Genomic DNA, 23,194 nt, shown 5'->3' with positions numbered 1-23,194 from the left:
CAATGCTCAGTCTGTTGAAAATTAAAGGAATGTTGGATCAGCTGTCGGCAAGTGAGCGGAAACTGGCTGATTTTATTTTAGATAATTCACATTTACTGCGGGATTACTCGTCACAACAGCTGGCCGATGCCGTCGGGATAAGTCAATCGAGTGTGGTAAAGTTTTGTCAAAAGTTAGGGTATAAAGGTTACCCTGATTTAAAGCTGGCCATTACCGAGGCATTAGTTACCGCCACGACCTTGCAACGAGAACACCCCGATTCATCACGCGAAGAAGGTAGCATGGCGCAACTCGCCGAGCTACTGCAACAAAATATGGTGCAAAGTTTACGTAACTTGATGAACGTAAATGCCGAAAGTACCTTAAAACACGCCGCGCAGTTATTAGATCAAGCCGATAAAATCTTAGTGGCAGGTAGCGGCCACTCAGCCATTGTAGCGCTGGATATGCAATGCCGCTTGTTGGAGCTTGGTAAACTTGCGCTGCATCACACCGATCCCGCTCTGTGTTTGCAACTGAGCCGCACCTTGGGTAAAGAAAGTGTGGTAATGCTGATTTCAGACTGTGGCCAGAACGCCGATATGTTGCGGTTGGAGCACTTTGCCAAACAACGTCAATTACACATTATTTCGTTAACGCAATTTCAAAGTAATGCCCAAAGCGCTGCGGCTGATATCAGGTTATTTACACTGGGAAGCGAAGCCAATACCCCGTTCCAACACGTGATGACCCAGCAAGCGCAACAGCATCTCTGTCATCTGTTGTATTTATACTTAAGCCAGCGTTCGGTCAACCAGCAGCACCTTAGTGAGCTTGCGCCACTGCTGGCGCGCTTAGAAAAAAACTAAGGCAACATTTTCAAACCAGCGATATGGGTTATGCCTAAACCTGGCGCATCGCCAATGGTGATATCCGCTTCATTAAAAGTAACGCTGCTAGTAACCGGATTAAACGCACATAAAGAGGGACCATCTAAATCAATCTTCGTTATCACATCCGCTTTGGCTACTGCCACATGCACCGCCGCCGCAACACTGATACTCGACTCTAACATACAACCTATCATGCATTGCATATCGTAAAACGAGCAGATATCCGCAATCTTAATTGCATTTGAAATCCCTCCCGTTTTCATCAATTTAATATTTATAATATCGGCAGCCCGCATCTTAATAAGCTCTATGACTTCTCGTGGCCCAAAACTACTTTCATCGGCCATAACGGGGGTATGCACACGCTCTGTAATATACTTAAGCCCCTCTAAATCGTAATATTTAACGGGTTGTTCTACTAATTCTAGCCGCACACCGGCATCTTCTAATTTGTGTAAGGCATATACCGCCTCTTTAGCTGTCCAGCCCTGATTAGCATCTAACCGAATTAACGCTTTACCCGCAACGGCATGATAAATGGCTTTAACACGCTCAATATCGACCCCAATATCTTTACCCACTTTTACTTTTAAGGTTTCGAAGCCACGGGCAACCGCATCTAATGAGTCTGCAACCATCTTATCGATGTAATCGACACTGATCGTGATATCAGTTGTTAACTTGGGTACGCCGCCGCCTAAAACCTTATACAAGGGCGCCCCATATTGCTGTGCAAAAAGATCATACACAGCCATTTCAACTGCCGCTTTTGCACTGTAGTTTTTCATAATGCAATTTTGGATCATGCGGATGATATGGTTCAAATCGCTAATATCTTGCCCCAGTAACTTTGGCTTAATAACAGTGCGAATAGCTTCTATGATCGAACCGTGAATATCGCCAGTGATCACTGCGGTGGCCGGCGCTTCACCATAACCTTGGTGGCCGGTATCGGTTTCAACGATCACAATCACATCTTCAATTTCATTTACGGTGCGTAACGCGGTTTTAAAAGGTGTTTTAAGCGGCACCTTGAGCATCCCTAAGCGGATATCGGTAATTTTCATCATAACCTCAGTTAACGCAACGATTTAATAGCATAAAGCCGATCGAGATAGCTCTGCTCTGGCGTGAGATACAAGGGTGTTAATGGCGTCACCGCCACACTATTTAATACACCACGATAAAACGCACCTTGTTGAGTAAAATACGCTAAATCAAAAACAGCGTGAATAACAAAGGGCTCACCGTGACTTTCGCCTAAATACAACATCACATGGCCAGGCCGATAAATAAAATCGCCGGGCTGTGCGTGGCGAAGCGCGGCTAATTTTTCGGCATGGGGAGCATGTTCTGCAAACCGAGTATTCTGGCCAAAAGCGCCATACCCCTGTTGCCCAGAGTTACGTGGCATCAATAAGCCAAAAGTGCGAAACACATCAACTAAAAAACCGGTGCAATCAACACTGTTATAATCATATCCCCAGCCATAACGCTGGCCCAAATATTTAAATGCCTGGCGCAATACGTGTTCCGTTGTATACGGCAAGTAACCTTGATGTACATCTTGATTACGGGCAATCAACGCTGGAGTAAACTGTAATAGACCATTGGCATCACGCGTCGGCAATTCCACTATAATACTGCTATGCGGATTTTGGCCGTGAATATTGTGCCCAACCTGTGCTGGATGTAACTGGGGTAAACGAACGCCCATATCCAGTTGTAACTCAGAAATTGCTGGCAGTTGCGGCACATAATTTGTGATGGCTTTCGCGCCTGTGATCACTAAAAACGGCTCACGATTCGCATAGTCTAATACTTGCTTACGCGTACCTAGCGCAAGTGCCTCAGCCTTCACCCACCCCGTGTAATGGTAATTTTGCACTAACAACCATTGTGCGTCGGTGCTTTGATGCAATACCGCAACGGGCTCACCCACAAAAACGGCCGTTTCTTGTAATCGATTTAAATCTAACGCCATCGCATCGTTAAATACGCGTAACTCAGTTGGCATCGCTAACATCAGTGCACGTTGGGTTACTAAGGCAAACCGTGTAGGATTTTGTGCCTGAATGCCCGCACTATTTAACTGCTGTTGTATAGAAGCCCATTGTGCCGCACTCACCGGTGAACCATCGGCTAAAAAACGCGGTGAGGTGGGTATGCCACTCACCTGCTGGATACGTGCCGTTAATTCAGCTCGGCTAAGTTGCAAAGGTATTGCTGCTATTTCACGCATTTCTGGCTGTAATGCGAAGGTATCGTTATTCCGTTCAGCAATTTGTTCGGGCGTCAGTAGCACGGTCTTTGCCTGCGGCAAGCGTTGCAACCAATACTCCACCTGCAGGTGCTCGACCGTTAATAACGGAATATCTGACTGCCAGGGTTCAGCATCGGCTTTAAACACAACACAGCAATAGCATAGCCAAAAGATCAACAATCGACCGGTGTGATTATAGGTACGTACAGGTAGGGCTGTTAGCAAAACCGACTCCGCGGAATGAAATATTCCAAATATTATTATTTTTTAGCATAAATTATTTTCAAAACCAATAAAAGATTGCTATGTTAATTTTGTGCAGAAATTCAACACCCCTGCACAACGCGCCTCAACTGGGCAGCGTAAGCGAGAAATAATTATAAAGGGTGACATATCCAGGAGAGAACGCAATGAAGTTGAACAGGCTAATTCAGTCCATTGCCCTTGCCGGCTTGGGCTCAAGCGCAGTAATCGCACAAGAAACTGCGCTGCCGGACGCGGAGGGTGCCAACGTTGAACGCATCCGAGTTACCGGTACCAATATTAAAAGAACGAACATTGAAGGCTCTCTGCCACTGACCGTGTTCAGTAAAGCCCAAATCGATGCGCAGGGTATCACCTCAGCCGAGCAATTGTTAATGCAACTAAACATTGCCGGTAACGCATCAGACAACCTCGCCAGTAATGGTGGCATCGTGTCAGAAGAGCAACGAGGCAATAATGGCGTATCAGGGGCAAATTTACGCGGCCAAGGTGCCGATGCGACCTTAGTCTTGTTAAATGGACGGCGTGTTGCCACACATGGTTTAAAAGGTCGTGCAGTCGATTTAAATTCAATCCCATTTGCTGCGCTAGAACGGGTAGAGGTATTACGCGATGGTGCATCCGCCATGTATGGAACGGATGCGATTGGCGGGGTAATTAACTTTATTACCAAAAAAGATTACACCGGTGGTGAAGCGTCAGCTTTTACCGATGTAACAGAAGCGGGCGGTGGTAATATTTACCGTACCAACTTACTACTTGGTGCGGGAGATATCGATACTGATGGTTGGAATATCTTTGGCACGCTATCGTATAAACGCAATGCCACGTTAAATGGCACTGATCGTGCGTTTTCGAATACCTTTCAACCTGAACGTGGCTTATCACCCGATACTCGCGGCACCCCCTTTGCAACAGTATTTAACCGCCCGGCCAGCCAAAGCAATTTAATTGGCACGGGATTACGCGATCCCCGTGATGGCCAATCAGTTATTGCTATTAATATTCTGGATTTACCTGGGGCAGCAGGCTGCGCCAGTGGTGGCGATATGATGGGCCCTTATGATCAACGGCTTTGGAGTTCAGAATCATCACGTTATGCCTGTGCTTGGGATTACCCAGCCGCTGCTCGCATTCAGCAGCCTCAAGAAAGTGTTGATTTGATCAGCCGCGCATCATTTAAACTTAACGAAAATCATACGGCTTATTTAGAATTGGTCGCCTCTAAAGTTGATGTTAGCAAAGCCTTTGAACCTAACCAAATATCACCTGGTAACGTATTTGGACCAAATACGTGGTATCCAAGTACTGGTGAGTCTTATGATCGCATCTACAATGCACTGGCCAGTTACTTTGGTGCTAGCCAATTAAACTATGGCCAACGTATTGCCTATCGCTGGCGTTGTATGGCGTGTGGTGAAAGACAAATCGATACGGAAACCACCTCATACCGTTTAATGGCGGCATTTGAAGGCATTATCAGCGGTATTGATTGGGACTACACGGCGGGCCTGTCTCGGGCATCCAGTGAATCAGATTCAATCTTGGGTAATGGCTATCATTATCAAGATGCGCTGCAGCAAGTATTAGGCAGTGGCTTAATTAACCCCTTTTTATTACCAGGACAAAGCCAATCTGCTGCCGGTATCGCCGCACTTAATGCTGCTTCAGCCACTGGTGTAAAACTGTATGGCGGTGAGTCTATCATGACTCAGCTTGATGCGACCTTCAGTGGAGAAGTGGGGTTTGCCTTACCTGGTGGCGAAATTCAAGCCGCCATTGGTGCTGACTTACGCCGCGAAGAATTTAAATTTAATGGTGACGAACGTGCTGAAATGCGGGCGATTTTTAATGCGCCGTTCGATAATGCTAACGTATTAGATAAAGTAAGCCGCGATATTAAAGCGGTATTTGCTGAACTGTATTTACCCATTCTAGACAGTTTAGATATTAGTTTGGCAGGTCGTTATGACAAATATGATGGCTTTGGCAGTACCACAAATCCTAAAGTTGGTTTTACTTGGCGACCTATTGAAGGATTTTTAGTACGCGGCGCGTACAGCACAGGGTTTAAAGTACCGTCGTTTAACCAACTTTTTAATGGGAACACTGAATCACAGTACACCGGCTTAGACTTAGCCGATCCTGCAACCTGTCCTAGCGGTGTAGCTAGTGAAACCATTGCCGGCTGTGCCTCTATTCGCCCAGTTGAAATCTTTGGGGGTAAAGAGGATCTTAAAGCCGAAGAGTCTGAACAAAAAAGCATAGGCTTTGTTGCTGCCCCCTACGACAATTTTAATATCAGTGTTGATTGGTGGGAAATTGAGCGTACAGATACTATCCGCTCAGCCCCCCGTGATGTGTTAATTGCTAATTACGATGTCTTTCAAGCAAATTGGCTACGTGATAGCACGGGTCAGGTCGTTGCTATTGACCGCCGTTTCATTAACTCAGGCGGTACCTTAACCAGTGGGATTGAAGTGGATGCCAACCTCAGTGGTGACTTTGCCAATGGCAAATGGCGCTTAAATATGAATGGCAGCTATATCGATAGTTTTAAATCAAAAGGTTTGGAAACGCTGCCCTACAGTGGAAACTTGGTAGGTGAGTATGTGCGCTACTTTAACTTGCCGATAAAGTGGAAACACACGTTAAACCTCAGTTATGTGAAAGGCGATTGGAGCCATACCTTCAGCCAAATGTATCGTGATGGCTACAAAGACGAGTTACCGGTAAGCGTGCGTAATGGCAGCTATATTCCAGCCAATTGGAATCCTGATGTCAGTAGTTATACAACCTACAATTACAGTATGAGCTACGCCGGAATTAAAGATGTAACCTTTACCTTTGGTATTAAAAATATCTTTGACGAAGATCCGCCATTTACTGCACATCAAAACGACTTTGCTGCAGGCGCTGCGTGGGAACCGCGCATTGCCGATCCACGGGGTCGCGCTTACACCTTATTGCTGGAATACAAGTTTTTGTAATCCCATTTAAGAGACTACCGCCCAATAAAAACCCCCGCTACATGCGGGGGTTTTTATTAGGAACATTCCAGAAAGAGTGGAGTTGGCCGATAAGCCGGGTTTTGTGCTCTGTTGCCAGAGTAGCAATCATTCCTCTAGGACTTAAGTCACCTTAAGCCTCAAGCAATCTACCCGCCCCCAACGCGGGCCGCGCCAAAGGGGGCCTATTTGATCTTGCTCCGGGTGGAGTTTACCGTGCCACGAACTGTTACCAGCCGCGCGGTGCGCTCTTACCGCACCCTTTCACCCTTACCTGATCCCGAACTTACGAACGGGCCATCGGCGGTTTGCTCTCTGTTGCACTAGTCGTAGGCTCGCGCCTCCCAGGCGTTACCTGGCACCCTGCCCTGTGGAGCCCGGACTTTCCTCCCCTTGCTTGCGCAAGCAGCGATTGCCTTGGCTAACTCCGCGACGGATTATACGTGAGAAAAACGACGCTGGCTAACCTTAATCAGTGTTGCCAACTCAACGCCAATTGATAAAGCGCATTTTTCTTTTCATCATGAATTTGCGCCGTTAAGGCCGCGGCTTGTTTTAGCGGTAACTCTGCCAACAGGATCTTTAAGGTACGCTGCACCGCTTCGCCTATCGCTTCATCGGCTTTGGCCGGCGCAGGGGCAATCATCAACACCATCTCACCTTGGCAACGTTGTGGATCTTCAGTCAACCACAAGGTGATATCCGCCGCTGTACCAAAGGCAAAATGCTCAAAGGTTTTGGTGAGTTCTTTTGCTAACACTAATTGCCGTTCCGCACCAAATACGGCGACGACATCTTGCAAGGTATCTAAAATACGCCGCGCGGTATCATAACAAATTATGGTACCAGCGTTATCAGGCACTGCTGCCAGCTGGGTTTGCCGCTGGCTAGATTTGGCGGCTAAAAAACCGATAAATTGGAATTTATCGGTTGGCAAACCTGCGGCACATAAGGCGGTAATTAACGCACAAGGCCCAGGGATAGGCACTACCGGTACACCGGCTTCGCGGCATAATCGCACTAAGCTATAGCCAGGATCACTAATCAGCGGCGTACCCGCATCTGAAATAAGCGCTACGTTCTCGCCCGCCAAGCATTTTTCAATAATACTGGCGGCACGCTGTTTTTCATTATGATCATGTAGCGCCAACAATCGATTACTAATACCCAGATGCTGTAAAAGTTTACCACTGTGTCGCGTATCTTCAGCTGCGATACAGCTAACCTGCGTTAACGTGCTAATGGCGCGTTGGCTAATGTCGGCTAAATTGCCAATTGGCGTTGCCACAACATATAAAGAACCGATTTGTTTGGTCATATTTCGCTATTTATTTGAGCTTAACGGGTAGTGTCAGTAAGATAACACCATTCAAACTCTATGGTACTGTGCATTGTGAAAACCAGCAAACTTAAGCCACTATTTCTTGTTACCGCTGCGACGCTGCTAAGCAGTTGCGCACAAACGCCGGTAACACCGACGACGACATTGACGCCAGCGCCCACAACGCTAACGCCCAGCAAGCCGGTTGAGCCCATAGTACAGGATGCCGAATCGCTGTATCTCAACGCACGCCAATTTCAAGGTGAAGCGCAGCAAATACAGTTACTTAAGGCTGCTGCAGCCGCCTTGCAAGAACAAAACAGCACCTTGGCCCTAGCCATTACCGATACCCTACGCCAAAGCGAATCCACGTTAATTCGTCAGCGCAATCTGGTGCTGTTATTGCAAGCTTATGTTCAACACAAAGAACTGGCTTTGGCCGAGCAGCTCATTCAACAAACCACGCTGTCGCAGATCCCCGCTGCTGATCAACCCTTGTTTTTATGGACCAGCGCACAACTCTATCAACAACAACAACGCGCCTATCCTGCTGCACGTGCACTTTTGCAATTAGATGCACTGCAAAGCCGAACCAATAACGTTACTGCGACCTTTCCCGAGTTACACGACGCATTATGGCAACAATTAAGCGCGATCAGTCATGCAGAACTCACCAACTTAAAAGTGGGTGCCGGCCAACGTACCTTGGGCTGGCTTGCCTTATTAGATATTGTACGTAGCTATTTAGGCGCACCAGAGCAGTTAAATTTTGCATTGGCTGAATGGCAGCAACGTTATGTTGATTTGCCAAAGCTGGCGCAATTTCCGTTGTCATTGCAACAACAATTGGCGCTAAAACCCTATCAGCCACAACGTATCGCAGTGCTTTTACCTTTAGCTGGGCAATTTCAGCAGCATGCTAAAGCCATTCAATATGGCTTACTGGCTGCCGCCACTAATGAACAAAATAGCCAACGACAACTTATTTTTATTGACAGTCAGCAATCTCTGCCAGAATTACAACAACAACTTGCCGCACAGCAAATTGATTTTGTCATAGGCCCGTTATTGCGTGATCAGGTAGAGGCCGTAAACCAATTAGCCGATTGGCGTTATCCCACGTTGTTTTTAAACAGCCGTGATAGCCGCTGGCAAACTCAACCCGATCGTTTTTATTTTGCCCTAAACATGGAAGACGAAGCGGCACAAATGGCGCAGCTCTTTGCGCAAAAAAACTATAAACGCCCTGTTGTGATCAGTGCTCGCAATAGCATTAGTCAGCGCATGCAACAACATTTTGTGCAGCAATGGCAGGCATTAGGTCATCCTATTCCAGAAAGCCATCAGTTTGAGGCCAAGCAAGAATTGGAAGCACTGATCACCAAGTTACTGGAAACCGACAGTAGCCGTGAACGGATCCGATTAATTTCAGGCTTAATTTCAGGAAAGGTTGAGAGTGAAGCGCATAGCCGTCAGGATATTGATGCTATTTATTTATTGGCCGATCCCATTCAAACCAGAATGTTTAAACCCTTTGTTGATGTATCATTGAGTCAAAACGCGCCGCGTTTACCTATCTACGCCAGTTCACGCAGTTACAGTAGTGGCGGAGATGCCAATGATCTGCGCGATTTAAACGGCTTAACCTTCACCGAAACGCCGTGGTTATTAAACGAACAACACATTCAACAAGTACGTGCACAATATGTGCAGCTATTTCCGGATCAAGATGAGACGCTACAACGCTTATTTGCCATGGGCTACGACGCCTATCAGTTAATTGGCAGCTTAAAGCAACAGCAGCAATTACCCAGTTTAAGTTATCCTGGTTTTACTGGTCGACTGAGTGTGAACCAAGACGGCAGCATTCACCGTCAATTAAGCTGGGCCAGTTATCGTAATAATCGTCTTACTGCCGTACAAGAGCCATAAGTGACAGGTGAAAACCACGTATGAATGAGCAAGGTAAGCAGTATGAACACCTAGCGTTGCTGTACTTGCAGCAACAAGGGTTACAGTTAGTAACGCAAAACTTTAGCTGTAAAGCCGGAGAAATTGATTTAATAATGCGACACCAACACTACTGGGTGTTTGTTGAGGTAAAATACCGCGCAAGTACCGCTTATGGCGGGGCCCTTGCCGCCGTTACCCGCAGTAAACAGCAAAAACTGTTGCGCGCCGTGCAATTTTATCAACAACGCCATGGGTTAACCCAACAACCTTGTCGCATCGATGTATTAGGTATAGAAGGCCAAGCACCCTATCAATACCACTGGCTACAAAATGCCTTTAGTTAACAGGAATTAGGATGCAAGAACATATCAGACATCTGTTTAGCGAGAATATCCAAACCATGATCGCGACCAGTGAAGCATTAGCTGGCCCGATAGAAAGTAGCGCACTGATGATCGTCAACACCCTGATAAATGGTGGCAAAGTTATCTGTTGTGGCGAAGGTGCCAGCGCCAATTTGGCCAGCCATTTTGCACAATTATTATTGGACCAGTTTGAAACCGAACGCCCGTGCTTACCGGCTTTTGCGCTGCAAGCCGATAGTTCCAGTTTGCAACCGATTAATCAACAAAACTACGATTATCTAGCACGGCAAGTAAGAGCGTTAGGCCAAGCAGCGGATATTTTAATTGTGATCTCGTTAAACGGCGCAGAGCAAAGCCTGATCCGTGCCACCGAAGCCGCACTGACCAACGATATGAAGGTCATTGCACTAACAGTTGATAATAGCAGTGAGCTATCGGGGCTATTAAATCAACAAGATATCGAATTAAAAGTACCGGCCCACCGGCCAGCACGCGTTATAGAATGTTACACCTTTTTACTACATTGTCTTTGTGAACTGATCGATATGACGCTGTTTCCACAGCAAGGAGAGTTTTAATATGCTTAAAATCGCCGCAATTTTAGCTGCCATTGTTTTACTACAAGGCTGTGCTGCTGCCGTTGTTGCTGGAGGCGCATCAGCCGTCACCGCAGCCAATGATCGCCGCACCTTAGGATCACAAATCGATGATAACAGCATCGTGATCAAGGCGCGTCGTGCTTTGAGTGATGATCAAATGACGGCAAAAGGCAGTAACTTAAATGTCACCAGCTATAATGGTGTCGTGCTATTAACTGGGCAAACCAGCAGTGAGCAAGTACGTGAACAAGCGCAGCGGTTAGTGCAAGATATCCCCAGCGTGAAAACCGTCCATAATCAGATCCGGATCAGCAATAACACCTCTATGACCACGCGGACCCGGGATAGTTGGATTGGTACCAAGGTAAAAAGCCAATTACTTGCTGATGAGCAAGTCAGTGGTTTAAATATCAAAGTTGTTACAGAAAACGCTGAAGTGTTTTTAATGGGGATTGTCGGCGGTTCTGAAGCAGACAGAGCCGTTAACATTGCGCGTAATGTGGAAGGTGTGGTGCGCGTAGTAAAAGCATTTGAAAACCCCTAACCTGAACACATAAGATCGATATACTCAGCATAACGGGCCGCCTATTGCGGCCCTAATTAGTAGAACACCTGCCTAGCTCTATTTTTTCCACTAACACTGCTGCAAAGACTTAAGCACTTTTGAGTGAAACTCTCGATGCTTTAAAATCATGATCACAACTACTGTCGCCGCAATAAACAACACACTATCAATAAACCACGTTAATGCCGCTAACGAAAAATACACGGCACGTAAACCATAATTAAACGAATGCCCAGCCTGATCAATCACTTTCGCCGCACGATTAGCATAAGTTTCTTGTTCTTCTTGAGGCATTGCTCGACCATCAGGCGCAGCACCAATTAACACACCACAAAACCCATATTGACGTAACGACCACGTAAATTGAAAAAAGGCAAATACATAGATAAACGCTAACAATAAAATCTTAATTTGGATCTGGGTTTCCGTTTGAATACTCCACGGGATTAAGCTGCTTAACATCACACTTAAGCGCTCACTGGAGGTAAGCACGGTAAGTAAACCTGCCAATATGAGCAAACAGCTCGACGCAAAAAACGTTACGTTTCGCTCCAGCGTTGAAATAAGCCCAACATCCGCCATCTTGTTGTCGCGTTTGAGCATTTGCTGCATCCAATCATTACGCTTACGCCGCATTTCAAAGGATAAACAACTTACCACTTTCGCGCGGCGCCTGGCATACATGGTATAACCGCCCCACAACACACTAAACCAAACAAGCGCTGCAATATCAATGATATTTAGCATTAAGGCTCCCTCCTGATGTATAAAACCTGAGTGTGCATCCACAATCATACTACGCGATACTCTCGCAAAAAACCTAACGCGCTTGCCTTGCCCTACACGCCTTTGATAACGCGCATTGCTCAACTACATAACTTAGGCTTAACTTATCCCACTAAATAAGTACCCGTACCCAATGCAATATGAACGCCTTGTTCGTTATGTAACTCCATACGACACACCGCCACCTTATTCCCGGCGCGAATAACCCGTGCCGTAGCAGTAAACGCTTGGCCACGACCCGGTCGTAAATAATCAGTCCGAATATCGATAGTACTCATTTTGCCAAAACGTTCTTGCAGCTGCTCAGGTGCGATTTGGTGTACACGATCTAAGGCACTTGCCACCGCCATTAAGCCGCCAGCAACGTCTAGCACAGAGGAAATAACCCCGCCATGCAAGATATTCTGCAGCGGATTACCCACTAACTGAGGCGACCACTCAAAACGCACTTCTGCCAGCGCATCATCAAAACGCGTAACCTGCAGTCCTAAAAGTTTATTAAAAGGCATGTCGTTAAACACGCTCGCGATATAGGGTAAAAGTTCTGCTGTTGTCATATTTTTATTTACTCAAAAAAACATTTTATACCACGTTTTACCGTTATCGTGGCCCGCTAGCCCCGTTTGGGTATAACTTTACAGAAAATCTGCATACAATACGCTTTCTTTTAATGGAGAACGTCTGTACGTGCTTGAGCAACTGTTACCTACTTTAAAACAAATCTTTGGTTACGACACCTGGCGTGACGGGCAAGCAGAGATTATTAGCGCTACCCTAGCACAACGCGATAGCTTTGTATTGCTGCCAACGGGCGGTGGAAAATCCCTGTGTTACCAGTTACCCGCGCTCCATTTACCGCACGTCACCGTTGTGGTGTCGCCGCTTATGTCGTTAATGAAAGATCAGGTTGATGCGTTAATTGCCAATGGCATTGCCGCTGCATTTGTTAACAGTAGCCAAAGCCGAGAAGATATTTTAGAGGTGTTTGCCAAACTGCGCCGCGGTGAATTAAAACTGCTGTATGTTGCGCCAGAGCGCCTATTACAAGCCACATTTTTAGCGCGTTTGAGTGATGTGGGTGTCAGTCTGTTTGCCATTGATGAGGCGCACTGCGTTTCACAATGGGGCCATGATTTTCGTCCAGACTATATGGCACTGGTACAATTAAAGCAGGCGTTTCCGCAGGTGCCCGTAATGGCCTTAACCGCCACGGCTGATCCGGGTACACAGCACGATATTGTGCAGCAATTGGGCTTACAGGATCCGCTGATTTATCGCGGCAGCTTTGACCGACCTAATATCCGATACACCGTACAAGAAAAGTTTCGCGCGCTCGAACAGCTTTTAGCCTATTTAAAACAACAAGATAATAATAGTGGCATTATTTATTGTAGCTCACGACGTAAAGTGGATGAGCTTGCCACACAATTACAAGAACGCGGTTTTCGCGTGGCCGCCTATCACGCTGGGCACGACGCACAGCAACGCGAACAGGTTCAGGATGCCTTTAAACGTGATGATATTAGTATCATTGTGGCCACTGTCGCGTTTGGTATGGGCGTAAACAAACCCAATATCCGCTTTGTGGTGCACTTTGAGTTACCACGTACCATTGAAGCTTATTATCAAGAAACCGGTCGCGCTGGACGGGATGGCGTTAATGCCGAAGCGCTCTTGCTGTTTGATCCGGCCGATATTGTGCGTATGAAACGTTGGTTAGAGGCTGAAGAAAATCCAGCGCGTGCAGAGGTTGCGCGGCAACGTTTTCAATCTATGGCGGCTTTTGCCGAAGCCCAAACCTGTCGGCGTTTAGTGCTGCTAAATTATTTTGGTGAAGCTCGACAGACGCCATGCGGTAACTGCGATATTTGCTTAAATCCACCTACTCAATTTGATGGCACTGAAACCGCACAAAAAGCGTTATCTTGTGTGTATCGGGTAAAGCAAAACTTTGGTTTGCATCATGTTATTGAAGTATTACGAGGCAGCCAAAATCAAAAAATTCAAGAGCACGGGCACGACAAATTATCTACTTGGGGATTAGGGAAAGCCTTAAGCCACGATTATTGGCTCAGTATTTTTCGACAATTAATTCACTTTGGTTTACTACAACAAGATATCACTCAGCATTCGGTATTGCGTTTGCTACCTGCAGCAAGGCCCATTTTACGGGGTGAACAGCCGCTAATGTTAGCGGTGCCACGCTTACAAACTACTGAGAAAGCGCCGAGCAAAACCGTGCAACAACACTATGATAGGGTTTTATTCGCACGTTTAAGAAGTTTACGCAAAACGCTGTCAGAGCGCGACGATGTGCCGCCATTTGTGGTGTTCAGCGATGCTACACTCATTGATATGTGTCATAAACTGCCTACTGACAATGCCGCTATGCTCGCCGTATCGGGTGTGGGCTATACCAAATTGGGTCGCTACGGCAAAGAATTTATGCAAGAAATTGGGGATTATCTGGCCAATTCGGCGTCTTCTCTGCTAGAGTAACTGTGAATAAGACGTTTCTATTACGTAACATTAGAGGTTTATTTTGCTAAGGATTGCCAAGTGTTTTAGCATGTTGTGGCTATTTATCAGTTTCTTGTCTTGTGCCAACGTTACCTCTGTGCCGATAGCGCAACAGGCTAAGCTTGAACCGGTTCGCTTAACAGCATTACACTATCAGTTGCTTGATGCCGCGATCACAGTAGATACCTTGGTGTCGGATCCTGCACTCTTCCATAATTTCAAACCGCTTAATGCCACGCAGTCAACACTACGAACGTCTGAACACCAAGCACTTTGGTTACTGGTAAAACTTACCAATACCTTACCAGAACCGTGGGAAGCTATTCTGAGTTATCATTTTCTACCAGCTGATCGCGTCAGTTTTTATCAATTAGCCACCGATTTGCCAACGGCTGTACACTTAGGTGACACCGGGAGCGATCTGCCCTTTGTAGAACGCGCGTTGCCCTTTTTGAGTTTTTCACAACCCATCACACTGGCGCAAGGCGAGCAAGGAACCTATTTAGTTCGTTTACAAGATGCCGCCTTATTGGGCACTGAACTTACGGTGGCTAGCTTGCACGCGCTTTTAGTTGCTCAGCAGCAACAAATGTTGTTAGCAAGCATGATTCACGGTGCGTTGATCCTGCTTATCGTGCTTGCACTTTGCCGAGCTTGGCAACAAAAACAACCCGCTTTATTTTTCTTAGCAAGCTTTTATGTGGCATTTTCCTTAATTTTAGGCACATTAAATGGGCTCGCTTTTAATTTATTATGGCCACTAAACCCCGAAATAAACCCGGTAATTCTCTATATTGGGGTGGGTTTAGCACTGGTACTATTAACGCTTTTTCATCGCGTTAGCATGCCAATCCCCATTAGTCGCTATGCAGCGTACTTAAATACGTTCTGCCTCTTCTTGGCGCTCGCATTACTCTTCAGCCCGCTCTATGCCAACGGTAAACTCAAGCTAACCTTATTATTTATTTGTATTACCATCGTACTAGCCATTAGCGTGATTCAGGCCATTTTTACCAGTTTAACCAGCCATGTGCGCTACAGTTCGCGTTTTTCATTACTTAGCGCACTAGCCACCCTAAATTTATTATTGGTACAAACACGCTATTTAAGCCATAAGGTGTATTGGTTAGACATGGGCTTGCTGATCCTATTGTGTAGTAGTGCCATGGTATTGCTGGCCATTCCCAAACGAACCGTAACGCGCTGATTATATTTTCTACCTCCTATTGCGTAACAGCGCCATCGCCACATAAAATGGCAATGCGGCATGTCGCCGTTCCTTATTGCTTATCAACTTAGTTATTTCGTTTGGAGTCTTTATGCAACGGCTGCGTGAATTATCGCGTCGTGTTGAGGCTGTGTACGGCGAAATAGCGGACACATTTTCAGGCTATCAGCAAGCAAGCGGCTTAAATTGCCGTAGCAGTTGTGGAGAGTGTTGTACTCAACCCACGATTGAAGCGACCGTGCTGGAAATGTTACCGCTGGCATTACATCTGTTTGATCAGGGTAAAGCAGAGCAGACACTGACACAACTCGAAGAGTTTCCAGAGGCTTCTGGCTGCTTTTTTTATCACCGCTTATCCTTTGATGGCAAACAAGGGCAGTGTTCGGTTTATCAGCAACGCCCCAGTATTTGCCGGGTGTTTGGTGCAGCGGGTTACCGTGACAAAATCGGAAAAGCGTCTTTATCTGTGTGTAAAATCATCAAGCAGGATAGAGCAGAGAAATACCAACAGCATTTAATTATGCTTACTGAACAACCGCCACCGATGATGATGACGGCGAAAGAGCAAGTAAACCAACTTGATTATGACTTGGGAAGTAAACATTATCCTATTAACCAAGCCATGTTTTTAGCGTTAGAAAAAGTGCTGTTTAAAGCGTATTACAGCAACTTTACTGACGATCAACAAATTGCCTAAATGCCAAAAAGACAGGCACATTACACCCTGTAGTGTGCCTGTCGATGTTTTACACCGAGATAGCGTTAGTTAAATCCATGCAACACAATTTTGCCTATGGCCTTACCGCTTTCAAGTAAGGCATGTGCTTTACGCAAATTTTCTGCGTTAATAATACCAAACTCTTGTTGCAAGGTACTTTTTACTTGTCCTTCTTCAATCAAGCGGCTTAAGTCTGTCAAAATGTGATGCTGCGTGATCATATCGTCCGTGTTAAACATGGCGCGCGTAAACATAAACTCCCAATGCAAAGAAATGCTCTTTTGCTTTAACGGCATAATATCAAGTCCATTAGCAGGATCATCAATTAGCGCCAATTTGCCTTGCGGCGCCAAGGCTTGCACCAGCTCGGGATAATGCAGATCGGTGTGGGTTAAACTGGCAACATGACTCACAGCGTCAATACCAAGATGGCGCAGTTGTGGTAACAGCGGTTGGTTATGATCAATCACATAATGCGCCCCTAAAGCGGTTACCCATGCTTGCGTCTCGGGCCGAGAAGCGGTGGCAACAATCGTTGCCGTTGTAAGCTTACGTGCAAGTTGCACTAATATCGATCCTACGCCCCCCGCTGCGCCGGTAACCAATAATACCGGCTTTGGATGCTTTAAGCTGGGTGTCGCTAATTCTAAGCGATCAAACAACAGCTCCCATGCCGTTAAGGCGGTTAACGGTAAAGCCGCTGCTTCAGCAAAACCTAAATTGGCGGGCATTTTGCCCACAATACGCTCATCAACAACCTGAAACTCAGCATTTGAACCTTGCCGTTGTAACGCGCCCGCATAGTAAACCTTATCACCCACAGCAAAACGGGTAACCTGTTCGCCTATTGCGACCACTTCACCTGCAGCATCCCAACCTAGCACCTTATATTCACCAGCTGGCGGTTCTGCTCTTTTACGTACTTTAGTGTCAACCGGGTTAACCGAAATAGCCGCCACTTTTACCAAGATATCGAACCCCGTTGCCACCGGTTGCGGTAACTCAATATCTAATAATGAGGCAGGATCAGTGATCGCTAACGCCTGTTGATATCCTACTGCTTTCATAGTGTCCTCTACGTTGTTCGCCATTACAAAATGGCCAGTTGCACTTGATTGCGCCCTTGCGCTTTAGCCTGATACAGGGCCAGATCTGCTTGCTGAATTAAATCGGCTGCAAGGATATGCCCATCATCACTTACCGCCACCCCCAAGCTTGCTGTGACATGCACGGCAGTGTTATCAATACTAATCGACATTTGTTGAACCAGTTGTCTTATTCGCTCGGCAACTTGCATCGCCCCTGTAACGTCGGTATCGGGCAAAACGATGACAAATTCCTCACCACCATAACGCGCAACAAAATCAGCAGGACGTTGCAAAGTATCACGCATCACACTTGCTACCTGCTGCAAGCATTGATCACCTGCCAGATGCCCGTACGTATCATTAAACCGTTTAAAATAGTCCACATCCAGTATTAACAAGGCCAAGCAGTTTTGTTGTCGGGCGGCAATCGCAAGCTCTTGAGATAAACGCTTATCAAGGTAACGTCTGTTAAAACAGCCAGTTAGTGCATCCAACATAGTGAGTTGATAAAGCTGCACATTGTCTTTTTGTACATCCCGATATAAGCGGTTCATTTCCCACAACAATACCCCTAATATTATCGTTGCCGAAAAGGTACTGCTTACACGAGCCGCATACCACCCCACACTGTAACGTTGCCCAGCTAAAAGGGTTAAGGTTACGTCAAGCAAACTTGCAAACAGTGCCAAGCTTAACCATACCGGCATAATACCGCCGACTTGACTGCGTCGGATCAAACATAATAGAGCTAATATATTTACCAACCATACAATAATGGCGTAGGGGCTATGTAATAACTGCTGATAATTATTCGCATCGATCAAGGTAGGCAACAGATCACTGTGCCACGTTGCAAATAGCGCGAAGACCAATCCCAGTGCTAATGGAACTAACAAAAACCCCCAAACCCAAAGCAGATTGTTACCTGCTGCTTGCAATTGCACCCCACGTCGCTCAGTAAGCAGGGTTAATAAGATAATGGCCGGAAAGCCGCCATGCCAAAATACCCAGATCCATACTGCACTTTGAGTGCCCGCATTTAACAACCCACTTGGACTAAACACCCCTGGAAAAACCATAAGCTGAATAATCACTAACGGCAGCATAAACAGATAGGCCGCGGCTACTGCGCCAAAATACAGTAACCGGTTTGCAATAAAATGAGATAGCAGCAAATATGCCGTAAGGCCTTCTAGTAGCACCATACACGTAGCATAAATAGGCAAAAACGGTTTAACTTCCGGTAATACCACATGTAAAAACGGCGCCAAACACAGGGCAATCACCAATAAAACTGACGCAATGATCAACGCGGCTAATTGATGGTGCTTAGTATGCTGTTCGTTGAACAATGTTGACATAGCTCACCTTAATTAACGCCTATTGCTGTTCTTATCAGCCATTACAGTAACAGATAGCCCATGTAGACACCAATCATGCCAATAGCCCAATTAAACCATAGGGTTAAAGCAAGGGATGGACAGGAATCATTTACCTATTCAACACAATCTCTACGTATTACTGGACGCTAATAAAGCCAATTGTGCCTGTAAGTACTGCATCCGCTCTGTCAATGTTGCGGATAATGGACGTATACCTATTTTTAAGCCTAATACGGTTAACGCCATGCCATTACACGTCTGTAAGCATTGTTGTATCGCTTGCTCGGTTAACCATGAGCCGGGCTCACCTACTAACAAGGTCTCACTGTTTTTTATCGGTTGATGGCTATCTTGCCAAGCGCCATACGCCGTGGCTTGATCTGAAATCCCCGAAAACATTATCCCTTGTAACACGCCGTGAGCTTTTGCTGCCTCGATGTGCTGCAAAGCACCGGAGGGATCACGGGTTTCTAGCACCGAACGCCCCCAATTTATCACTATGCCAAGTGGCTTTAAGGGTCGAACTTGGCTGTTCACCGCGGCCAGCACCTGTAATTCGTCCTGTAATGATAAAAAGCCTTTAGAGGGCTTTTGCCCTGGCACAAGCGCATCACAATGTTCTAGTAATAATTGGGCGCCATGCCAGTCCCAACTGAGCAAGACCGCTAATGACTTCTCCAACGCTGCGGCACTGCCATCCGCTTTATGCCGAGCTGGTGCACTGTGCAGCATAATTGCCGTAACTGCCGCTCGCCCCACATGCTGATTCAACGTCGCCACTGCCTGATTAGCCTGCCACATAAAATCAAGGGCGGCCTGACGCCCGGCTTCATCCAAAGATGCCAAACCAAATGACGGATTTTGCGACAGCGCATTCATCACACCCGGTATCGTGGTAAACACATAATCCCATGCCGGATCAATATTCGTTAAAAACCACTGATCATCGTGTGGATGTAAGCGCCCGACGAAGGGATGCTCTAAGCCTTTAAGATGAGGTAATTGCTTTAACTGCTGATAATAGGCTGTTTCCAGCACCGGATCCCAGCCAGTTACGTTGGGAGAAGCCGCATAGGCCCCGAGAAAATATGTCATAAACGCCATTTATCTTTACGTAAAACGCTATCATACCTCTAAGCGTAACAAAACGGGAGTTCGACAGACCGCAAGAGAATTGTGCTTAGCGCCTAAACTGATTACACTCAGGCACTTTCGTTTTTTGTTGTAGGAAACCGCATGCGCTTATTATCGTTATCTGGGCTGACTCTTGTTACTGTTTTAATGTTAAGTGCCTGTTCGCCAGAACCCAATCCCCCAGCGACGGTGACAGAAAACGCCAGCGAAAGTAACAGCGCCAGCAACCAAGCCCCGGCAAGACAGTTTAAAGAGGGGCAACATTATAACCTATTAGCCAAACCGGTGATTGAACCGCAATTGCAACGTTATCTAACCGAATATTTTTGGTTAGGTTGTCCGCATTGCCAAAATTTTGAGCCGTTGTTAAAAGGCTATTTAACCAACAATCCTAATGTGACCTTAGTGCGCAAACACCCCGCGTTAGGTGATCGCTGGGCCATTGATGCCAGCATTTTTTATGGCTTACAACAACATGGCCACGGGCATTTAGTAACCTTATTACTCGACATGTATCGGCAAACACGGCTTGAAAAAAACGCCTTACCCGATATCAATGCCATTAATGCGTTTTTACAACAGCATCAAATTGATCCTGATACCTTTGCCGAGCAACTTAAATCTGACAGTATCATTACTGCGATGGAGCAAGCTAATCGTGAAATGCTAGACAATCGCTTATCTGGCGTACCTAGCTTGGTGGTAAACGGTAAATACTTAGTGAATGGCGAGCAGCCTGACGATGTGAAAACCGCTGAAGATTATTATCAATTGCTCGATTATTTACTGAATAAAAACTGACGGTTAGTCACAGTTAAGTGATTTTAGCCCACAGCATACTAAGCATCAGGATCGTTTAGCGTAAACACTAAATGTTTGCGTAAATCTTTTAGTACTATGCCCTTTTTCAGCAATAAACCACTCAACCGCTTTTGCCATGGCAGCAACAGCGGTTGAGCAGCATCCAAAGCCGTTTGCTCGCTAAATTGGACGCGAACCAATAAAGATCCCGGAAAAGCTTCATACTCCATACTAAACCAACATTGCACTGAGCCAGTTAGCTCGGTTAAGGCTTGCTGCTCCAGCGCAGTCACCGCCGCCATTACCGCAGCTTGTTGTTTTAGTTGTACTTTAGAAAGCTTTTTCATCTATTAAATCCAGGGTCTATTTACTACTATGATCGTTATTCTACATGAATACCCGCTAAGCCAATAGTCACGCTACTCTATGGCGCATACTCCAGACGCCTTCCACGCTATAGACGACACACTAAACAATATCATTTTAACAGTACATAATAGACAGCGTAGCGGTATCACAACCCAGCCTGTACCAAGTTATACTGGGCGGTGTTTACAAAAAATCACCAAGGCTATACCAGCACAAATAGCGACGGCAGCACTGAGCAAGCGCACCGATACAGGCTCATTTAATAGCACTATACCTGCTACTGCCGCGAATAACGGCACTGTTAATTGTAGCGTTGCGGCACTGCTAGCCGCCAGTTTTGGTAGAACACTGTACCAAATGGCATAACCTAGGCCTGAAGTAACGATGCCAGATAACAGCGCATACATCAGCCCCATCGCATCCCACCGCGCGTGATTTAGCCAAAGCAAACTAAGCAGTAAGGTTAGAGGTACCGCTAACAAAAAATTACCGGCTGTGACCTGCAAAGGATGCCCAGCGCCTTTACCGCGTATCGAGTAAATCCCCCACGCTATGCCTGCGGCTAACATTAATAACGCAGCGGGCAGCGATGCTGCAGCCTCACCCGGCCATAACAGTAAGGCTAAGCCCACTAAGGCTAACGCTAAACCAAACCATTGCCACAGCGCTAAACGCTCGCCGCGCCAAATACCATAACCAATCATGCTGGCTTGTACTGCACCAAATAAGATCAGCGCGCCCATACCGGTATCCAACTGGGTATAGGCAAAAGAAAACCCCGCTGCATAACCAAATAGCGCCAGCGCCGAAAGAGCATTACCTCGCCCGCTAGCCGCCGTTTTGGCAACATGCAGACGCGCCAACAGCCACAGTACCAAGGCGCCAGACACTAAACGTACGGTGGTAAAACTGGCGGCATCTATCGAGGTATGTGCCAACGCTGCCCGACATAGCAACGAATTACCGGCAAATGCCAGCAGCGCTAAGAGGGTAAGAAGCGCCAAATGCAGAGAACTCAGCTTGCTGGTCATCACGGTAGGTATCCTGTAACAGCATCATGTTAAAAGTGCTGTTACATTAACGGCTTAAAACATATAAATAAAGCCAATACCCACTTCTGCTTCAAAGTCACCACGGGCAATCGGGCTTTTGCGAACAGCACTGCTAAAATGCTCATAAAGCGCTTCGCCGTAAATCTGCCAGTTATCGCTTACATAATGACGATAATTATAATTGATGCCAATAGAACGAAAGCCTCCGCCGATATTCGTGGCCGCTAATCCCGATGCCGCCGCTTGCTCAGCGGTGATCCCGAAATCTTTATTGGCATATTCACTGTCGTGAAATACTGCAACAATATTCACCTCAGAACCTGAACCATCCAACTTCTCGCCAAAGCGCCGCCCCACACCAAACAACCCCAAATTGCCATTACCGCCGGTAACAACACGCCCAACCAACCAATACCGCCAATCGCTATCAAAGGCACGACGGCTTTGCAGCACCAATTCAAAGCCCTCATCACTTTCACCAAGCCCATCCAGATAGCCTTTTTTAGAATCATTTTCAGCGCGGCCCTCATCAAAACCTACAAGGGCTTCGAATAACCAGGTGTCTGCACGCAAGCCGCGCCAGCCTATGGCTTCACCAACCCAATAAAATACATCATTGCCGCGCCGCCATTGCAAACCACCCGCAGGTTCAAGTTCTAAGCCAAACTCGTCCGAACCTTCATAGGCCGTTTCGTACTCAATCCCAACGCCTAAACCAAAACTCCAGCCATCCTTGCCTTTGCTGAAGTCATCAATTGAAGGTAGAGGAACTAAGGCTGCTTGTGTTTCTTGCGCAACAGCCACTTGAAAGGCACTGCTGCAGATAAACAGTGTTAATAATAACCGTTTACGTATTTTCATAGAATAGCTTTCCTGTTTAGTTTGAATGAAATGCCAACTCGCGTT

General features: G+C 46.4%; 21 protein-coding genes and 1 other RNA gene. 10 read left to right on the top strand and 12 right to left on the bottom strand.

From position 1 onward, the window contains the following. Positions 1-2: 2 nt before the first annotated feature. A complete protein-coding gene (locus tag IE070_RS04675; protein WP_189480977.1) occupies positions 3-848 on the top strand; it encodes a MurR/RpiR family transcriptional regulator in 846 nt (281 codons plus the stop codon). On the opposite strand, the gene IE070_RS04670 is transcribed toward IE070_RS04675, so the two are convergent. Beyond that, on the bottom strand, positions 845-1,939 hold the full coding sequence (locus IE070_RS04670; protein WP_189481268.1) for a dipeptide epimerase: 1,095 nt from the start codon (positions 1,937-1,939) through the stop codon (positions 845-847). The two genes, IE070_RS04675 and IE070_RS04670, sit on opposite strands and share 4 nt — an antisense overlap. 11 nt (positions 1,940-1,950) lie before the next feature. Continuing rightward, positions 1,951-3,360, bottom strand: a complete 1,410-nt coding sequence (locus tag IE070_RS04665) for an SH3 domain-containing protein (protein ID WP_229796927.1) — start codon at positions 3,358-3,360, stop codon at positions 1,951-1,953. Positions 3,361-3,545: 185 nt separating this feature from the next. Between IE070_RS04665 and IE070_RS04660 the strand changes: the two genes are divergently transcribed. Beyond that, on the top strand, positions 3,546-6,389 hold the full coding sequence (locus IE070_RS04660; RefSeq protein WP_189480975.1) for a TonB-dependent receptor: 2,844 nt from the start codon (positions 3,546-3,548) through the stop codon (positions 6,387-6,389). Positions 6,390-6,463: 74 nt separating this feature from the next. On the opposite strand, the gene rnpB is transcribed toward IE070_RS04660, so the two are convergent. Continuing rightward, positions 6,464-6,836, bottom strand: an RNA gene (gene rnpB / locus IE070_RS04655) — RNase P RNA component class A. A gap of 43 nt (positions 6,837-6,879) precedes the next feature. Further along, positions 6,880-7,725 carry a 16S rRNA (cytidine(1402)-2'-O)-methyltransferase gene (rsmI, locus tag IE070_RS04650; protein ID WP_189480973.1) on the bottom strand — a complete coding sequence of 282 codons (846 nt, stop codon included), beginning with the start codon at positions 7,723-7,725 and terminating at the stop codon, positions 6,880-6,882. 75 nt (positions 7,726-7,800) lie between these two features. On the opposite strand from rsmI, the gene IE070_RS04645 reads away from it, so the two are divergent. The 4 genes from IE070_RS04645 to dolP are packed head-to-tail and all read left to right on the top strand — an operon-like array spanning position 7,801 to position 11,189. Further along, entirely contained in the window at positions 7,801-9,660 is a 1,860-nt protein-coding gene (locus IE070_RS04645) for a penicillin-binding protein activator (RefSeq protein ID WP_229796926.1), read from the top strand. A 20-nt stretch (positions 9,661-9,680) separates the two neighbouring features. Next, positions 9,681-10,025 (top strand): YraN family protein, encoded by a 345-nt coding sequence (locus IE070_RS04640; RefSeq protein ID WP_189480969.1) that lies wholly within the window; start codon positions 9,681-9,683, stop codon positions 10,023-10,025. A gap of 11 nt (positions 10,026-10,036) precedes the next feature. Then, positions 10,037-10,624 (top strand): D-sedoheptulose-7-phosphate isomerase, encoded by a 588-nt coding sequence (locus IE070_RS04635; RefSeq protein ID WP_189480967.1) that lies wholly within the window; start codon positions 10,037-10,039, stop codon positions 10,622-10,624. Between the two features lies 1 nt (position 10,625). Beyond that, positions 10,626-11,189, top strand: a complete 564-nt coding sequence (dolP, locus tag IE070_RS04630; protein ID WP_189480965.1) for a division/outer membrane stress-associated lipid-binding lipoprotein — start codon at positions 10,626-10,628, stop codon at positions 11,187-11,189. 90 nt (positions 11,190-11,279) lie between these two features. Here the strand turns inward: dolP and IE070_RS04625 are convergent, their stop codons facing one another. Continuing rightward, positions 11,280-11,957: a DUF599 domain-containing protein gene (locus IE070_RS04625; protein ID WP_189480963.1), complete on the bottom strand. Its 678-nt coding sequence runs from the start codon at positions 11,955-11,957 to the stop codon at positions 11,280-11,282. Between the two features lie 143 nt (positions 11,958-12,100). Next, on the bottom strand, positions 12,101-12,553 hold the full coding sequence (locus tag IE070_RS04620; RefSeq protein ID WP_189480960.1) for a thioesterase family protein: 453 nt from the start codon (positions 12,551-12,553) through the stop codon (positions 12,101-12,103). 130 nt (positions 12,554-12,683) lie between these two features. Between IE070_RS04620 and recQ the strand changes: the two genes are divergently transcribed. The 3 genes from recQ (at position 12,684) to IE070_RS04605 (ending at position 16,441) form a co-directional block, all read left to right on the top strand. Continuing rightward, the gene (recQ, locus tag IE070_RS04615; protein ID WP_189480958.1) at positions 12,684-14,495 is read left to right on the top strand and encodes a DNA helicase RecQ; all 1,812 of its coding nucleotides are present in this window, start codon (positions 12,684-12,686) and stop codon (positions 14,493-14,495) included. Positions 14,496-14,565: 70 nt separating this feature from the next. After that, on the top strand, positions 14,566-15,723 hold the full coding sequence (locus IE070_RS04610; protein ID WP_189480956.1) for a 7TMR-DISMED2 domain-containing protein: 1,158 nt from the start codon (positions 14,566-14,568) through the stop codon (positions 15,721-15,723). A 112-nt stretch (positions 15,724-15,835) separates the two neighbouring features. Then, positions 15,836-16,441, top strand: a complete 606-nt coding sequence (locus IE070_RS04605; protein ID WP_189480954.1) for a YkgJ family cysteine cluster protein — start codon at positions 15,836-15,838, stop codon at positions 16,439-16,441. Between the two features lie 65 nt (positions 16,442-16,506). Here IE070_RS04605 and IE070_RS04600 read toward each other — a convergent pair whose 3' ends face one another. The 3 genes from IE070_RS04600 to IE070_RS04590 all read right to left on the bottom strand — a co-directional run bounded on the left by IE070_RS04600 (position 16,507) and on the right by IE070_RS04590 (position 20,027). Beyond that, positions 16,507-17,529 (bottom strand): zinc-binding alcohol dehydrogenase family protein, encoded by a 1,023-nt coding sequence (locus IE070_RS04600; RefSeq protein ID WP_189480952.1) that lies wholly within the window; start codon positions 17,527-17,529, stop codon positions 16,507-16,509. Positions 17,530-17,552: 23 nt separating this feature from the next. Further along, on the bottom strand, positions 17,553-18,911 hold the full coding sequence (locus tag IE070_RS04595) for a GGDEF domain-containing protein (protein ID WP_189480951.1): 1,359 nt from the start codon (positions 18,909-18,911) through the stop codon (positions 17,553-17,555). A 150-nt stretch (positions 18,912-19,061) separates the two neighbouring features. Next, complete coding sequence (locus IE070_RS04590) at positions 19,062-20,027, bottom strand: DUF4862 family protein (RefSeq protein WP_189480949.1); 966 nt, start codon at positions 20,025-20,027, stop codon at positions 19,062-19,064. A gap of 141 nt (positions 20,028-20,168) precedes the next feature. Here IE070_RS04590 and IE070_RS04585 point away from each other — a divergent pair, with 141 nt between their 5' ends. Then, on the top strand, positions 20,169-20,867 hold the full coding sequence (locus tag IE070_RS04585; RefSeq protein WP_189480947.1) for a thiol:disulfide interchange protein DsbA/DsbL: 699 nt from the start codon (positions 20,169-20,171) through the stop codon (positions 20,865-20,867). Positions 20,868-20,905: 38 nt separating this feature from the next. Here IE070_RS04585 and IE070_RS04580 read toward each other — a convergent pair whose 3' ends face one another. From IE070_RS04580 to IE070_RS04570, 3 genes are all read right to left on the bottom strand, one after another. Then, on the bottom strand, positions 20,906-21,214 hold the full coding sequence (locus IE070_RS04580; RefSeq protein ID WP_189480945.1) for a hypothetical protein: 309 nt from the start codon (positions 21,212-21,214) through the stop codon (positions 20,906-20,908). A gap of 189 nt (positions 21,215-21,403) precedes the next feature. Next, positions 21,404-22,267 carry a DMT family transporter gene (locus IE070_RS04575; protein WP_189481264.1) on the bottom strand — a complete coding sequence of 288 codons (864 nt, stop codon included), beginning with the start codon at positions 22,265-22,267 and terminating at the stop codon, positions 21,404-21,406. Between the two features lie 54 nt (positions 22,268-22,321). After that, complete coding sequence (locus IE070_RS04570) at positions 22,322-23,149, bottom strand: MipA/OmpV family protein (RefSeq protein WP_189480943.1); 828 nt, start codon at positions 23,147-23,149, stop codon at positions 22,322-22,324. Between the last annotated feature and the right edge of the window lie 45 nt (positions 23,150-23,194).

The organism is Alishewanella tabrizica (assembly GCF_014652375.1).
In the GTDB taxonomy this organism is placed as follows: domain Bacteria; phylum Pseudomonadota; class Gammaproteobacteria; order Enterobacterales; family Alteromonadaceae; genus Alishewanella; species Alishewanella tabrizica.
Note: the sequence above shows the minus strand (reverse complement) of the source record. Positions and strands in the feature narration are given on the sequence as shown.

Excerpts from the sequence above, each read along its gene's own strand:
- IE070_RS04585 (WP_189480947.1), top strand. The coding sequence starts at position 20,169 with ATGCGCTTATTATCGTTATCTGGGCTGACTCTTGTTACTGTTTTAATG.
- IE070_RS04635 (WP_189480967.1), top strand. The coding sequence starts at position 10,037 with ATGCAAGAACATATCAGACATCTGTTTAGCGAGAATATCCAAACCATG.
- IE070_RS04590 (WP_189480949.1), bottom strand. The coding sequence starts at position 20,027 with ATGACATATTTTCTCGGGGCCTATGCGGCTTCTCCCAACGTAACTGGC.
- rsmI (WP_189480973.1), bottom strand. The coding sequence starts at position 7,725 with ATGACCAAACAAATCGGTTCTTTATATGTTGTGGCAACGCCAATTGGC.
- IE070_RS04640 (WP_189480969.1), top strand. The coding sequence starts at position 9,681 with ATGAATGAGCAAGGTAAGCAGTATGAACACCTAGCGTTGCTGTACTTG.
- IE070_RS04620 (WP_189480960.1), bottom strand. The coding sequence starts at position 12,553 with ATGACAACAGCAGAACTTTTACCCTATATCGCGAGCGTGTTTAACGAC.
- IE070_RS04625 (WP_189480963.1), bottom strand. The coding sequence starts at position 11,957 with ATGCTAAATATCATTGATATTGCAGCGCTTGTTTGGTTTAGTGTGTTG.
- IE070_RS04595 (WP_189480951.1), bottom strand. The coding sequence starts at position 18,911 with ATGTCAACATTGTTCAACGAACAGCATACTAAGCACCATCAATTAGCC.
- IE070_RS04610 (WP_189480956.1), top strand. The coding sequence starts at position 14,566 with ATGTTGTGGCTATTTATCAGTTTCTTGTCTTGTGCCAACGTTACCTCT.
- dolP (WP_189480965.1), top strand. The coding sequence starts at position 10,626 with ATGCTTAAAATCGCCGCAATTTTAGCTGCCATTGTTTTACTACAAGGC.
- IE070_RS04660 (WP_189480975.1), top strand. The coding sequence starts at position 3,546 with ATGAAGTTGAACAGGCTAATTCAGTCCATTGCCCTTGCCGGCTTGGGC.
- IE070_RS04670 (WP_189481268.1), bottom strand. The coding sequence starts at position 1,939 with ATGAAAATTACCGATATCCGCTTAGGGATGCTCAAGGTGCCGCTTAAA.
- IE070_RS04580 (WP_189480945.1), bottom strand. The coding sequence starts at position 21,214 with ATGAAAAAGCTTTCTAAAGTACAACTAAAACAACAAGCTGCGGTAATG.
- IE070_RS04575 (WP_189481264.1), bottom strand. The coding sequence starts at position 22,267 with ATGACCAGCAAGCTGAGTTCTCTGCATTTGGCGCTTCTTACCCTCTTA.
- IE070_RS04600 (WP_189480952.1), bottom strand. The coding sequence starts at position 17,529 with ATGAAAGCAGTAGGATATCAACAGGCGTTAGCGATCACTGATCCTGCC.
- IE070_RS04675 (WP_189480977.1), top strand. The coding sequence starts at position 3 with ATGCTCAGTCTGTTGAAAATTAAAGGAATGTTGGATCAGCTGTCGGCA.
- IE070_RS04605 (WP_189480954.1), top strand. The coding sequence starts at position 15,836 with ATGCAACGGCTGCGTGAATTATCGCGTCGTGTTGAGGCTGTGTACGGC.
- IE070_RS04570 (WP_189480943.1), bottom strand. The coding sequence starts at position 23,149 with ATGAAAATACGTAAACGGTTATTATTAACACTGTTTATCTGCAGCAGT.